The following is a 14,556-nucleotide window of genomic DNA, read 5'->3' on the forward strand; positions in this document are numbered from 1 at the left end:
CCTCATCCATGACGTTTGCGGTTGGCGTTCTCAATGCAGTGCCAAGCGTGCAGGTGTGCGAGCTGCTGGGCCGCATCGGCTACGGCTTTGTCGTGCTCGATCTGGAGCATGTACTGCGCGCGCCGGACGAACTGGAACACGCCATCCGCGCCTGCGAGCTGTCCGGCTGCGAGGCCTGGGTGCGGGTGCCGGAGGTGGACGAAAAACTGATCGGCCGCGTGCTGGATGCCGGCGCGCGCGGGATCGTGATTCCACGCGCCGAATCGGCCGCGCAACTGGCCTCTGCCATCGCTGCGGCGCGCTTTCCACCGCTGGGCCGGCGCGGCATCACCGGCGGGCGCGTCACCGGCTTCGGCAACGTCGACCTGCCCACCTATATCGCTCAGGCCAATCGCGATATCCGCATCGTGCCGATGATCGAAAGTGCGGCAGGCGTTGCGGCACTGCCCGAGCTGCTTGCGCTGCCCGGCGTGGCACTGGTGATGGAAGGCGCACTGGATCTTGCGCTGGATCTGGGCCTTGGCCCGCAACCGACCCATCCACAGGTCTGGGAGCTGCTGCTGCAACTGCATGCGCAATGCGTTGCCGCCGACGTGCCGTTCTGCCCCAATCCGCGTACCGATGCGCAACGCGCGCACTGGTTGCAACAGCCCGATCTTCGCTGGCTGCTTGCCGGCGAAGACCGCGCGCTGATCCAACGCGCACTGCGCGCTCACCTGGCCACCTTCGCCGTACCCACTTCACCACCCGCCTGCAGGAGCACGCCGTAGATGTCGACGTTCCGTTTCCACGCCCTGGCCATCGCCATCGCTGCGGCCACCCTGATCATGCCGCCGTTGGCGTTCGCCATCGAGTCGCCGGATGCGGCGTCCACCGATCCGCAGACGCCGATCCGCGCGCTGGACGCGATCCAGGTGCAGGGCAGCCTGCTCGGGCGCTCCAGGCCCGACGATGTGCAGCGCTATGCCGGCAGCCGCCAGGTGATCGACCGCGAGCAACTCCGCAACGGCGGCAACCGCTCGCTGGACGATGCGCTGCAGCGCGTACCCGGCATCAAGATCTTCGACGAAACCGGCACCGGCGCGTTGCCGCAGCTGATGCTGCGCGGCCTGTACGAAAGCCGCAGCGGCCGCGTGCAAGTGCTGGAGGACGGCATTCCACTTGCCCTGGCGCCGTATGGGCAGACCAGCCTGTCGCTGTTTCCGGTGGGGCTGAATCAGATCGACCGCATCGATATCGTGCGCGGCGGCGCGGCGGTGCAGTACGGGCCGAACAACGTGGGCGGGGTGATCAACCTGGTCAGCAAGGACATCCCCAGCGCGTGGAGCACCACGCTGGCGCACAAGATCACCGCCGGCGGCCAGGGCCAGTTTCTGCAGGACAGCGCGCTCAGCAGCGGCGGCTATCTCACTGACAACTTCGGCATGCAGGTCGATGCCAATCGCAGCTACGGCGAGTACTGGCGCGCGCACAGCGATACCGACATCAGCAATCTGCGCGTACGTGCGGAGTGGTGGCTGGACGACACCAAGTTGCTCAAGGCCAGCGTGCAGCGTTATCTGGTCGACATGGATCTGGCCGGCGCGCTCAGCCCGGACGACTACCGGCGCGACCCGCGTCAGTCCACGCGTCCGCTGGACAGCTTCAATGGCCGCACCACGCGTGCATCGCTGGGTTATGAGCAGCTGTTGGGAGACTGGGGGCCGCTGCAGGATGTTCGGTTGTCTTGGACCAACTTCAGCGCGCGCAGCAGCCGCAACTTCATCGTCGGCATGCGTCAGGCCTCCACCGAGACCTGGCGCTCGGATCTGCCGCCGCAGCTACGCCAGACCGCACCGCGCGACTTCCGCGTGGTCGGCAGCGAGCCGCGACTGACCTGGACCATGGGCGATGCCGGTGGTGTGCAGCAGCAATGGACGCTGGGCGCGCGCGCGGTGCACGAGGACATCGATTTCCTGGTCGGCAATCTACGCCTGCGCGATGGCCTGTTCACCACCGTGCGCGATTGGCAGTTCGAAGACCGCGCCGTGGCGGCCTACGTCAGCAATGCGATCACCCTGCCCGATGCACGCTTCACCATCACTCCCGGGCTGCGCTACGAACGGCTGGATTCGCGTTACTTCAATCGCGCCACCAGCGTCAGCACGCGCAACCAGACCCGCGATGTGTTGCCGGGTCTGACGGTCGGGTTTCAAGCCAACGAACAGTGGTTCTTCTATGCGGACGGACAACGCTCGATGCGTGCGCCGCAGGTCACCCAGATCATCTTCGGCAACAACCTGGATGCCGAACTGGCTTGGAATTACGAAGCCGGTACGCGTTATCAGCCCAACGACCGCACCCGCATCCAGCTTGGTGCATATCTGATCGATTTCGATCAGCAGATCCAGCTGGACAACACCACGCGCGTGTTCCGCAACCTCGGCAAGACCCGCCATCAAGGCGGCGAGTTGGAACTGCAATGGAGCCCGGAAAACCTGCGCGCGCTCACCCTAAACGCCGGCTATGCCTATCTGGATGCCAGCCAGGAATCGGGCGCATTTCGCGGCCTGCGCGTGCCTTACACCTCACGCAACCAGATCACCCTGGGCGGCAACTACACGCTCGGTCACACCACTGTCGCACTGTCGAGCTACTACTTCAGCAAGGCCTACAGCGATGCGGCGAATACCGTGCAGGAGAACGCGATTGCCTCGGTCGGCCAGTTGCCGGCGTACTGGGTATGGAACACGCAGGTAAGCCATACGCTGTTCGAACGCGATGGACAAAAATTCAGCGCGTCGCTGGCGATCAACAACCTGTTCAATCGGCAGTACTGGTTCCGCGGCGTGGATACCAGCCCGTGGGGCCGCCAGGCCGCGCCGTCGCGCACCGTCACCGCCGGGCTGGAGTACACGTTTTAAGTCGGCACCAGTAGGCACCGCTACAAACGACCGCCGCACAGGGGCGTCGGTCGCGCCTGACGGCAACGGCGGTCGCGCTGGCGAGCGCCGCAGACAAACACGGCGTGCATGACGCACGCATCCTTAGCCGCAGCATGCGGCATGCGATCACCGCATCGCAGGCCACCCAACGCCATCGCGGCGCCAGGCAGCCCGTTTCAGTACCGGTTTCCCCACCGTCCTGTCGAACGAGAACTGCCATGACCGCAACATCCACTGCACCATTGGTGATCCTCACCCATGTCTGCCATCCGGCCATCACCGACGGCTTTCTGCCGGCAGCACACGCGTTGGGCCTGCCGGTGTGGTTGCTGACCGACCACAGACTCGATCACCTCAGCCATTTCCGCGAGTACCCCGAGCATGCGCCACAGCGGGTGATCGAATGCGATGTGTTCAACCCACTCGGTGTGCTGGATGTGCTGCACGACGCCGATGTGTCGCCGCGCGCGGTGTTCAGCAACAGCGATCATCTGCAGACCAGCACCGCGCTGGTCGCTGCCGGTCTGGGCCTGCCGGGCAAGGATTGGCAGGTGTGCTACGCGGCCAAGAACAAGGCGGCGATGCGTCAACGCCTGCGCGCGCGCGGACTACCATCGCCGTGGTTCTGCACGCTGGCGCCAGGCGCCGCATTGCCGGCCGACATTCCGTGGCCGGTGGTGGCCAAACCGCGCGAGGGCGTGGCCAGTCTGGACGTACGCCACTGCGCAGATGGCGCGCAATTGCAGGCCTATCTGGACGATGTGTGGCAGCGCCATCCGCAGCGCACCGTGTTGCTGGAAGGCATGCTGCAAGGCGCGCTATTTACGCTAGAAACGCTGGGCGACGGCCACACGCTGCAGCCACTGGGCGGCTTCAAGGTGCGCTTGTCGCCGCCGCCGCACTTTGTGGAATGCGAGGCGCAGTGGGATGCCCGCGTGGACACGCCGGTGATTGCGCAGGCGCTGGAGCAGCTCCGCAGTTTTGGCGTCGGTTTCGGGCTGTGCCATAGCGAATTCATTCTCACCGGCGATGGCCCGGTGCTGGTGGAGATCAACTACCGAAGCATTGGCGACCGCCGCGAATTCCTGCTCGACGACATGTTCGGCAGGCAATGGTTCACTGCCGCGCTGGCGCCGCATCTGGGCTTGCCGCTGCCGCAGCTGCGCTGCGATCGTGCCCATGCCTTGCTGCGTTACTACGTTGCCGAGCAGGACGGCGAGCTGGTGAGCGCCAGCGAAGATCGCCGCCATCACGCTACGCACAGCGACGTGCAGTACCGGCGCATGCGCGCACCCGGCGAACGGATCCGCTTGAGCCATTCCAACAAGGATTACCTGGGTGTGCTGAGCGCGCTGGCTAGCGATGCCCAAGCGTTGCAACAAGCGGTGCTGCATGCCGAAGCGGGGCTGCACTGGCGGATCGATGGCGCGGAGCTGCGCGCATGAGCAGCGCCGCCGCCCAACGCTATATCGCCACCCGCGTCATCGATGCCTGCCTGCGCGAAGACCTGCGCGGAATCGCCACGCAAGGCAGTGCCGCAACACCTGAAGCACGCGTGCTGGCCGCATGGACCGACCCCAGCCCGGTGGAAGACTGGTGGCGCATCGCGCATCTGCCCGATGGCACGCTGTGGTTGCCGATCCATCGGCAGGGCTATCTGCAGGACATCAGTGCCTGCGGCGACAGCTGGATCGTGCACACCGCCGAGGGCGCGCATGTCGAACGCGGTGCGCAGGCGTGGCTGCGGCGCATGAGCGCGCAGCTCGACATGGAAACGCAACAGCTGCATCGCGGCTATGCCGAAGAAGCCGAGTGCGCTGCCGCCCACCTGGGCCTGGCACGCCGGGCCTACAACGCGCAGGCACCTGCGCTGCTCAACGTGCTGCAACACCCAGATGCCACCGAGCGTGCGTATCGCTGCGATCAACTGGCCAGCTACCGCGACCATCCGTTCTATCCGACCGCACGCGCCAAGGCCGGGCTGGATGCCTCGGAACTGCGCGATTACGCGCCGGAGTTTGCGCCCACCTTCGCGCTGCGCTGGCTGGCGATTCCGCGTGCGCAGGTCAGCTGCACCGGCGCAGCGCCGGCCGAGCTGTGGCCGGACTTCGCCACGCTGGGCCTGCCGCCCGCGCTGGCCGATACGCATGTCGCCTGGCCGGTGCATCCGCTGGTGTGGGCGCGCCTGGAGCAGGACGGTTTTGCGCTGCCGGCAGGCAGCCTGCGGGCACCGCAGGCCTGGCTGGAGGTGCGCCCTACCCTGTCGGTACGCACGCTGGTGCCGCTGCAACATCCGCAGTTGCATCTCAAGTTGCCGATCCCGATGCGCACGCTGGGCGCACTCAATCTGCGTTTGATCAAGCCCTCCACGCTGTACGACGGCCACTGGCTGGAGCGTGCCTTGCGTCGCATCGATGCGCTGGATCCGGCCTTGCGCGGCCGCTGCGTGTTCGTGGACGAATCGCATGGCGGGCATGTGGGCCAGACGCGTCATCTGGCCTATCTGGTGCGGCGTTATCCGCCGCTGGGCGACGCTACGCTGGTGCCGGTGGCCGCGCTATGCGCGCTGTTGCCGGATGGCCGGCCGATGGCGATCCATCTGGCCGAGCGCTTCATGCAGGGCGATGTATTGAGCTGGTGGCGCGATTACACCGAGCTGCTACTCGCCGTCCATCTGCGCCTGTGGCTGCGCTACGGCATCGCACTGGAAGCCAATCAGCAGAACAGCGTGCTGGTGTATGCCGATGGCCAGGCGACACGGCTGCTGATGAAGGACAACGACGCCGCCCGCATCGCGCTGCCGCAGTTGCGCGCACAGCTGCCGGATCTGGACGCGCTGGGCCCGCTGCACGATGCGCGTATCGCGGTAGACGACCCACAAGCCCTGGCGCAGATGTTCTGCACCATCGTGCTGCAACTGGATCTGCAGGCGGTGCTGGAAGGCCTGGCCGAATGGCAACCGACGTTGCGCGCCCCGCTGTACACGCAGCTGCAGACGCAGTTCGCATTGACGCTGGCGCAGCTGGATGTCGATGGCATCGATACCGGACCCGCGCGTCGCCTGCTGGCCGCACCGCGACTGCCGGTGAAGTACCTGCTCAGCGCCGGCAGCCTGCTCAGCAAACAGCTCACCGGTGCGAGCGACATCAACAAGTTCTACGGCGATAGTGCGCCCAATCCCTTCGGCGACGCCTTCGCGGGTGCGCAGCACATGCCACGCAGGCAGGCGGGTGCTCAGCGATGAAGCGCATCCTCGGCCCGGTGCTGGCGGCGCATTACCTGGCCGCCTTCACCGCATTGGGCATGCCGCTGTTTCTGCCGCAGGTGCTGGCCGAGCTGGCGCCCTCGGCAGCGGTGGGCTGGAGCGGCGTGCTGTACGTGCTGCCGACGCTGTGCACCGCGTTGACGGCCAGCACCTGGGGACGCCTGGCCGACCGCTATGGACGCAAGCGCTCGTTGCTGCGGGCGCAACTGGGGCTGGCGCTGGGCTTTGCGATCGCCGGCTTCGCGCCGTCGCTGAGCTGGCTGGTGATCGGCCTGATCGTGCAGGGCACCTGCGGCGGCTCGCTGGCAGCGGCCAATGCCTATCTGGCCAGCCAGCCGCAGGCCGGCCCGCTGGCGCGCGCGCTCGACTGGACGCAGTATTCGGCGCGCCTGGCGATGGTCAGCGCGCCCGCGTTGTTGGGCCTGGCATTAGCGCTCGGCCCTGCGCAGTCGCTGTATCGCGCGCTCGCACTGCTGCCGCTGCTGGCGTTCGCGCTGACCTGGCGTCTGCCGGCCGACCGGCCTGCGGGGCGGCCGACAGCATCCACTGCGCCGTCGACACCCTCCGGGCGCGCAGCTGCGTCGTCGCTGTCGGCGTCACCACAGACCGTCACACCGGCCAGCGCCCTGTGGCCTGCGTTGCTGATCGCGCAGTTCCTGTTCTGCTTCGCGATGGTGGTGACCTTCCCCTACTTCATCCCGTATGCGCTGGCGCGCGGTGCCGGTCACGACGCGCTGGCCGGCCTGCTCTACAGCCTGCCGCATCTGGTCTATCTGGTGGTACTGCCGTGGTGGCGGCGCGGCGATGGCGACGCCTGGCTGGTGCCTGGCCTGATGCTGTTCGCGCTGGCCTGCCTGTGGCAGGCGCTGTTGCACGACGCCGTCGCATTGGCAGTGGCGCGGTTGCTGTTCGGCCTGGGCATGTTGTTCGGCCTGCGTGGGCTCAACCGCAGCCTGGCGATCGTCGCCAGCGGGCACGGCGCCGGACGCCTGTTCGGCCGCTTCGATGCCTGCGGCAAATGGGCCGGCGTATTCGCCGGTGCCGCTGCCGGCGCGCTGGCCCAGGCGGCCGGCCCCGCCATCCCTTTTCTTGCTGCCGCGCTGGCTGCGGCGGCCGCTGCGCTCACCGTTCTGGTGCGCTTCCCTTCGAGGAGATCCGCCGATGTCGCCGCACACGATGCATGACCCCTGGTACGACAGCATGGCCGACGCGCAGGCCTGCACCTGCTGGTTGAACTGCTACCTGCGCGAGTTCGCGATTCCGCAGCGCACAGTGGACTTCGATTATCGCGGGCTGGATCGCCCCGGCCCACGCGTGGCCGAACACCGTTGGCTGCGCATCGCGCTGGGCGATGCCGGCGCGCTGTGCGTGCGCATTGCCTATGCCGATCGCCTGGGCCGCTGTCGCTTTGCCTCCACGCCGTTTCTCAAGAGTGGCGGCCAGCCGTGGCAGAGCCTGGACGCGCATGCCTTGGCGCGTCGCCTGCTGCAGGCACTGGGCAGCACGCAGGCGGTCAATCCGGAACTGCTCGCGCAAAGCGCCAACAGCGTGGCGATCACTGCCGCACTGCTGCTACAGGCACAAGGCACCTTGCCGACCGGCGAGGCGATGATCGACGCCGAACAATCGATGCTGTGGGGGCATGCCTTGCATCCCACGCCCAAGAGCCGCGAAGGCATCGATCTGGCGCAGGTGCTGGCCTGCGCGCCGGAAGCGCGCGCGGCGTTCCAGCTGTTCTGGTTCCGCATCGATCCACGGCTGCTGCGCATGCAGGGCCGCGATGTGCGCGCGAGCCTGCGGCAGCTCTCCGGCAGCGAGGATCTGTATCCCTGCCATCCGTGGGAAGCGCAGCGGCTGCTCGACGATCCGTTGCTGCGCACCCTGCAGGCGCGCGGCTTCATCGAGCCGGTCGGTGTGCTGGGCGAAGCACTGCGGCCGACCTCCTCGGTGCGCACCTTGTATCACCCGGAACTGGACTATTTCCTCAAGTGTTCGGTGCATGTGCGGTTGACCAACTGCGTGCGCAAGAACGCCTGGTACGAGCTGGAAAGTGCGGTCGCGCTCACCGAGCTGCTGGCACCGAGCTGGCGTGCACTGGCGACGCAGGTGCCGGGCTTCGATGTGATGCTGGAGCCTGCGGCCACTTCATTGGAGATCGCCCAGGTCGATCCCGCCTTGCACGACGCCGACCCGTTGGCGGCGCGTGGCTTGTCGGAGAGCTTCGGCATCCTGTATCGGCAGACCCTGCCTGCCGCGCAACGGGCGCGTTGGCAGCCGCAGGTGGCCGCCGCCTTGTTCACTTGCGATGCGCAGGGCAACAGCGTGTGTGCGTCGAAGTTGCAGGCACTGGGCAGCGCGCAGATGGATCGCCACACCGCCACGCTGCTGTGGTTCCGCGCCTATGCCGGCTTGCTGCTGGATGGCGTATGGACTGCCCTGTTCCAGCACGGCATTGCCCTGGAACCGCACCTGCAGAACACCGTGATCGGGTTTGCCGATGGCTGGCCGACGCGGGTATGGATCCGCGATCTGGAAGGTACCAAGCTGCTCGCACACCATTGGCCCGCCACGCGCTTGCTGGGCGTGGGCGAACGCGCGCGGCAATCGCTGTACTACACGCCGGAACAAGGCTGGAATCGCGTGGCGTACTGCGCGCTGGTCAACAATCTGGCCGAGGCGATCTTCCATCTGACCGAAGGCGATGGCGTGCTGGAAGCGCGCCTGTGGCAATGCGTGGGCGAGCTCGCCGCATGCTGGCAGCAGCGTCATGGCACGCAAGCCGCGTTGCAGGGCCTGATCGACGGCGCGCCGCTGCCCGGCAAGAACAACCTGGGCACGCGGCTATGGCAACGCGCCGATCGACAATCCGATTACACCGCGCTGCCCAATCCGATTCCGCGCATCGCAGCGGTGCGGCGGGTGGCAGCATGAGCCTGCGCATCGACACCGCCGCAGTGCTGCAGGCATTGCCCAGCCTGCGCGACCAGAGCGATGGCCCGCTCTGCGCGTATGTCTACGACCTGGCCGCATTGGACGCACACGCAGAATGGATGCGCGCGCACCTGCCGGCCGAGTGCGAGCTGTTCTACGCGGCAAAGGCCAATGCGGAGCCGCCGATCCTGCGCACGCTCGCCCCGCACATGGATGGCTTCGAAGCGGCCTCCGGCGGCGAACTGGCCTGGCTGCATGCGCAACAACCGCAGGCCACACTGTTGTTCGGTGGGCCGGGCAAGCTCGATAGCGACCTGGCCCAGGCCGCTGCGCTGCCCGATTGCACCATGCATGTGGAAAGCCTGGGCGAGCTGGAACGCCTGGCCGCGATCGCCGCGCAGGCCCGCCGCTGCGTACCGGTGTTCCTGCGCATGAACATCGCCGTGCCAGGCGCGCAGAGCACGCGCCTGATGATGGGCGGGCAGCCCTCGCCGTTCGGCCTGGACCCGGACGATCTGGATGTGGCGATCCATCGGCTGCGTGCGAGCCCCTCGCTGCGGTTGGCAGGCTTCCATTTCCATCTGATGTCGCACCAGCGCGATGCCGGCGCGCAACTGCATCTGATCGCCGCCTACTTGCGCACCGTGCAGCAGTGGCGGCAACGCTACGGGCTTGGCCCGTTGCGGGTGAATGCAGGCGGTGGCTTCGGTGTGGATTATCTGGCGCCGGAAGCGTCGTTCGATTGGGCCGGCTTCTGCGCCGGCTTGCCTGCGTTGCTACGCGAACATGGCGACGCACTGCGTCTGCGGTTGGAGCCGGGGCGCTATGTCAGTGCCAGCTGCGGCTGGTATCTGATGGAAGTGCTGGATCTCAAGCGCAGCCACGGTGCGTGGTTTGCAATCGCACGCGGCGGCACCCATCACTTCCGCACCCCGGCCGCACAAGGCCACGATCACCCGTTCCGGGTGTTGCGTGGCGCGCGTGCGCCTGTGCTGCGCGACACGCCGGTCACCCTGGTCGGACAGTTGTGCACGCCCAAGGACGTGCTGGCACGCCACCAGCACGTCGCGGCGCTGGCACCGGGCGACTGCCTGGCCTTCCCGCTGGCCGGCGCGTATGCGTGGAATATTTCGCACCAGCAGTTCCTGATGCATCCGCCGCCGCAGATGGCGTTCTTGCAGGTGACGGCTCAGGCGGCAGCAGCGGCGTCCGTCGAAGCCCGGACCGGCACACGGATGTCGGCACGCAGCTCGGCCTCTGCCACGGTGTCGGGATCATCCAGGTAGAGATAGCGACTGCGCACCTCACCCGATCAAGCTACCGGCCTGCTGCAGGCGCTTCTCGAAACCGGCGACCGACGTGTCCATGCCCTGCTGGACATTTCGCACCAAGGTGTCGGGGACGCGCTGCAAAGTCTGTTCGGCCGAACGGGTCATCACCCCGGGCAACGACTGCGCCACCTGCTCCAGCTGCTTCGCATGGCGACGTTGCTGCTGCTCCATGTCATTGCAGCGGCGCTCGAACTGCTCCATCAGCGAGGCGGCCTTGCTGATCAACGTCAGCGGGTCGTTTGCATTCATCGTGCATCGTCCTTTGCTGCTGATGACGGTTACATGCTGCGCCCACCGATGCGCATCGTCTCGTGCTGCTGTTGCTGTTGTTGCGCCTGCATCGCCTGCTGCGCTGCCTGCTGTTCCTGCTGGTTCACCGTGTCGATGGCCTCGGCGCGCAACGCGCGGCCGGCTGGTTCATTGGCCAGGATCTGCGTCATCTGACGGAATTGATCGCGGTCGCCATTCTGTGCGGCGGCCAACATGCGGTCCAGGAATGCGTCCGGGTCGTCACGCAAGGATGGCGGCTTGTCGGCCGCTGTCCGCGTCTGCTGCGCCTCCGCCTTCATCGGCACATGCCATTGCTGCGGCGCATGGCTGCGCTCGCGCTCTTGTTGCAATTGCTGCATCTGCTGCTGCCAGCTTTGCGCATCGGTCTCACGACGCCCTTCCCCAGGTTCCAATGGACCGCGCAGGTGATCGATTCCATCCCGGACCAGGCCATCTACCCCTCGCGAGTAAAGCGTCAAGCCTGCGCGCAGCGTTTCCACATCGCCGCGATACTTCGCGATCATCGGCGCATATTGCTGTGCAAGCTGCTGCGCTGCTGGATCTTCCAACACGGAGACGTCCGGCTTGCCATTGCCATCGACCGGAAGAAAGTTGTGCATGCGATGCGAATCGCCCAGCCTGAATGCAGAGGACAACGGATCGCGTGCATCCAGCGCTCCATGATCGTTGGCGTAATCGCCTCTCTTCAACGTCGCAATCTCTTGTGGCGTGGCATAGACCTTGACCTGCCCGTAATGTCGGCTGGCGGCGCTGACCGCATCGCCAGCCATGACGTGGTTGATCACCTCGGTGCCACCCTCGGGAATCCGCCGATCCAGGCTCACCGCCCCGTAGGCGTTGAATGTCTGCCCTGTCAGTCCGAAATGGTGTGCGGTGACCTGAGCCAGATCGCCACCTAAGGAATGACCTGTAACTGTCACTTGCGGGGCCGGCTGGCCGGTCTTGATGTGCTTCTGTTCTGCATAATCCAATGCATGCTGAGTAAAGTCGATGGCGTCGGCAACCTGTACGTTATGACGAGCCACTAACATACCGCCATCGGCTAATGCGCCATCCTGCACTGGCTGGCGATCAAACTCGCTCCCTCGGTGGACAACCACCACTTCACCCGTGTCAGCCCTTTCGTAGATAACACCTTGATAGCCTGATGGCTTGTCTACGTATTCCAGCCGTTTGCATGAGATGCCTCCAATTTCGACCACGGGGCTCTTTGGTCCTGCAATATCCGGCTTTTGATATGCATCATAGGAAAAAGCAGCGTACTGCTGACTGGTTAGGCTCATGGGGCAACCTTTTCTGCTCTGAGATTTATAAGAAACAGATTGCTACGGTTTGGCTCAGCGTATTTATCGGAAGATCCCTCGCCCGTATCAGGATAGTCCTCGACTTTACTTCTTGGATAACCACCCTTCCAAAAGTAAGTTTTTTTTGACGATAATCCAAGAATCTGCTCTTTCTCCAGACTGGGCGAAAAATTAGTCTCCTCCTTCTTTCCGCTTGCCTTTAGAGACATGCCCACACCCGTCAACTCCCAATGACATATCCCTTTTCCATAATAATCCGCATCAATCATGCCATCCGCAAAAATCGTCGCCACATAGGTCGTTGCATCGATTTTTTTGAAATCTGCGGGGATACTGTCTTCTTTTTGCTTAGACCAGACCCCGGCAATCGGCTCAATCGGGGTGCACAACGTATGATTGGTAATCTGATAAAAAACTGCACCATCGACGAAACCAAACGGCCCCGGCGCATCCTCGATGGTCATGGTGATGCGATAAGCCTGTCGCGGATTCGGATTCTTCCGGTACACCGGATCGCCATCCTCGGTGAGCGCCTGCCCGTCTTTGGACTGCATGTTGTTCTCCGTTGCGCCGCAAGCGCATAGCGATGTGGCAAGGGATAGGCATAACAGGGAGGCAAGAGTGCGAGGCATGGTGTCCTTGGCCGATGAGATGCCTTATGTTTTGAGCCTACGCTGCTTTTAACTGCAGAACAAGATTGAGCCGGGAGAGCCCGCACTCCCCTTGACATGCACATAATATCGACTGGCGGTGCTGGCCGCATAGCCAGCCATGACGTAGTTGATTACCTCATGGCCACCTTCGCGGATATGCCGATCCAGGCTCATTGGGCCATAAGCATTGAAGGTCTGTCGCTTGAGACTGAAGTGATGGGCACTGACCTGAGCCAAGTCGCCGTGCTGCTCGGAATGGTGGATGACGTTTATTTCCGGCGCGGTGGACACCGTGCGTGCTTGCAGGAAGGGCTTGTCGCTGAGGGTGTTGACGTAATCGGTGAGCAAGTTGCCGTTGCGCACGGACAGGCCATCGAGCCGGTAGGAACCGCCGATATCCGAATGCGCGCCCGGATTGACCAGGTTGAGCAGGCGTCCATCCTGGGTGCGGCCCGGATCAATAATGTCCTTGGCCGGGAAGAGATCGCGGCGCTCGTCGCGGGCGGTGATTTGCAGGCCCGACACCACCGACGGCGGCAGGCGCGTGTCGCGCACGTTCATGTCGCCGGTGGCCACCGGGTCGAGCAGGCCCACCGCCTGCGCGGTGCGGCCGGGCGGCACCAGCGGTGGGTGCGTTGGGGTCAGCTTGAGGATTTCGCCGTTGGGCCCCTGATCGATCTTCATGTCTTTGCGGTCCTGGATACCCCGCTCGTGGACCATGCGGGTGAACATCGCTGCGGTAACCGCGCCACGACTGAAGCCCGTGGACACAATGCTGATTTCGGCCTGCGGGTCTTCTTCGCGCCATTTTTTGGCCTGATCGATGAATTTCAAGTACATCTCTTCCATCCGTGGCCCGTAGCTGTAGCCCAGACCACCGTCGAGGTTGCGAGTAAAGGCATCGTCCTGGGTGCCTACGCCTGGGACGTAGTGGCCATTGATATTGCGTAAACCGGCGAAATTGGCCGCCTGTATTTGATCGTACATGACGCCGATGTTGGTGATGTGCTCGGGATCCTTGTTCTTGTCATTGCCGGTGCCATCGAAGCAAGCCACGAACAAACGAGTATGCGGATTCTGCTGGCTGACCAGTAGCGGTGCCTGGAACTGCGCCAGCGCATCGCGGCTCTTTTGGTAGGAAGCCAAATCCTGTGCAGTCGCCGGATAGGTTTCCACACCATCGGCCCATTTCTTCTCGTCGTTACGTTCGTTGGCCATTACATGCTCCCTGGCGAATACGCCATCAGTAGGTCTTGGTGTAGGCGAGGATCAGATCGCTGCGGAAATTGCTATATTTGTTACCAGGCTTTTGCAATACCGTGGTATCCACCATTGCCTTCATATAAACATTGATGGTGCGGTCGTTCACTTCCAGAATGATCTCTGGAGAGATATCGGCCTGCAGGATCGGCGGCAGTTGCTCCTGCGGTACATGATGCAGCACCACCTTGTCCTTGAAGATGGCCTCAAGATCCACCAGGGCATGGCGCGACTGGCCGTCCTTTGATCGCCAGGACACTTCCGCAGGGGGCGGGAAGTTCGGGAAGTTGCGTATGCCGATCGTACCAGCGTGCATATTGTCAGGATAGATATCTCCGAGGGACGCTGAGGAAATCTGTTTGACATCCTCAGGATAATTAGCCTCGTACCTGCCGTTGTAAAGTACCTTGCAACCGTACGTATCGTAGCAGCCCGCACCGAATGCATGTTTGCTAAGGAACCTCTGAACAACGCACAACAGATACGCCACACTACCCGCCTGATGTTGAGGAGTGATCCATGCAACTGACGTTCGGTGACGCTGAGGGCCTGGGCAAGCGCAAGCAGACCCGGCGCGAGATCTTTCTGGCCGAGATG

General features: G+C 64.3%; 10 protein-coding genes and 2 pseudogenes. 7 read left to right on the top strand and 5 right to left on the bottom strand.

Going from position 1 to position 14,556, the window contains the following annotated elements:
- Nucleotides 1–8 precede the first annotated feature (8 nt).
- From GGR62_RS07065 to GGR62_RS07095, 7 genes are all read left to right on the top strand, one after another.
- The gene (locus tag GGR62_RS07065) at nucleotides 9–770 is read left to right on the top strand and encodes an aldolase/citrate lyase family protein (RefSeq protein WP_184407209.1); all 762 of its coding nucleotides are present in this window, start codon (nucleotides 9–11) and stop codon (nucleotides 768–770) included.
- A complete protein-coding gene (locus tag GGR62_RS07070; RefSeq protein ID WP_184407210.1) occupies nucleotides 771–2,903 on the top strand; it encodes a TonB-dependent siderophore receptor in 2,133 nt (710 codons plus the stop codon).
- 239 nt (nucleotides 2,904–3,142) lie between these two features.
- Nucleotides 3,143–4,369 carry a siderophore biosynthesis protein PvsA gene (locus tag GGR62_RS07075; protein WP_184407211.1) on the top strand — a complete coding sequence of 409 codons (1,227 nt, stop codon included), beginning with the start codon at nucleotides 3,143–3,145 and terminating at the stop codon, nucleotides 4,367–4,369.
- Complete coding sequence (locus GGR62_RS07080) at nucleotides 4,366–6,168, top strand: IucA/IucC family protein (RefSeq protein WP_184407212.1); 1,803 nt, start codon at nucleotides 4,366–4,368, stop codon at nucleotides 6,166–6,168. Before GGR62_RS07075 ends, GGR62_RS07080 begins: the two co-directional genes overlap by 4 nt.
- A complete protein-coding gene (locus tag GGR62_RS07085; protein WP_184407213.1) occupies nucleotides 6,165–7,373 on the top strand; it encodes an MFS transporter in 1,209 nt (402 codons plus the stop codon). Before GGR62_RS07080 ends, GGR62_RS07085 begins: the two co-directional genes overlap by 4 nt.
- Nucleotides 7,351–9,120, top strand: a complete 1,770-nt coding sequence (locus GGR62_RS07090; RefSeq protein WP_184407214.1) for an IucA/IucC family protein — start codon at nucleotides 7,351–7,353, stop codon at nucleotides 9,118–9,120. Before GGR62_RS07085 ends, GGR62_RS07090 begins: the two co-directional genes overlap by 23 nt.
- Nucleotides 9,117–10,406 (top strand): type III PLP-dependent enzyme, encoded by a 1,290-nt coding sequence (locus GGR62_RS07095; protein ID WP_184407215.1) that lies wholly within the window; start codon nucleotides 9,117–9,119, stop codon nucleotides 10,404–10,406. Before GGR62_RS07090 ends, GGR62_RS07095 begins: the two co-directional genes overlap by 4 nt.
- Before the next feature lie 21 nt (nucleotides 10,407–10,427).
- Here GGR62_RS07095 and GGR62_RS07100 read toward each other — a convergent pair.
- From GGR62_RS07100 to GGR62_RS07120, 5 genes and pseudogenes are all read right to left on the bottom strand, one after another.
- Nucleotides 10,428–10,700, bottom strand: a pseudogene (locus GGR62_RS07100) (relaxation protein); the annotation flags it as partial.
- 29 nt (nucleotides 10,701–10,729) lie between these two features.
- Nucleotides 10,730–12,025, bottom strand: a complete 1,296-nt coding sequence (locus GGR62_RS07105) for a DUF6792 domain-containing protein (RefSeq protein ID WP_184407216.1) — start codon at nucleotides 12,023–12,025, stop codon at nucleotides 10,730–10,732.
- A complete protein-coding gene (locus tag GGR62_RS07110; RefSeq protein ID WP_184407217.1) occupies nucleotides 12,022–12,600 on the bottom strand; it encodes a hypothetical protein in 579 nt (192 codons plus the stop codon). Before GGR62_RS07110 ends, GGR62_RS07105 begins: the two co-directional genes overlap by 4 nt.
- 168 nt (nucleotides 12,601–12,768) lie before the next feature.
- Nucleotides 12,769–13,917, bottom strand: a pseudogene (locus GGR62_RS21410) (DUF2235 domain-containing protein); the annotation flags it as partial.
- 25 nt (nucleotides 13,918–13,942) lie between these two features.
- Nucleotides 13,943–14,449, bottom strand: coding sequence for a hypothetical protein (locus GGR62_RS07120; RefSeq protein WP_326520243.1), 507 nt, complete (start codon nucleotides 14,447–14,449; stop codon nucleotides 13,943–13,945).
- Nucleotides 14,450–14,556: the final 107 nt, after the last annotated feature.

The organism is Xanthomonas sp. 3075 (assembly GCF_014197275.1).
Taxonomy (GTDB): domain Bacteria; phylum Pseudomonadota; class Gammaproteobacteria; order Xanthomonadales; family Xanthomonadaceae; genus Xanthomonas; species Xanthomonas campestris_B.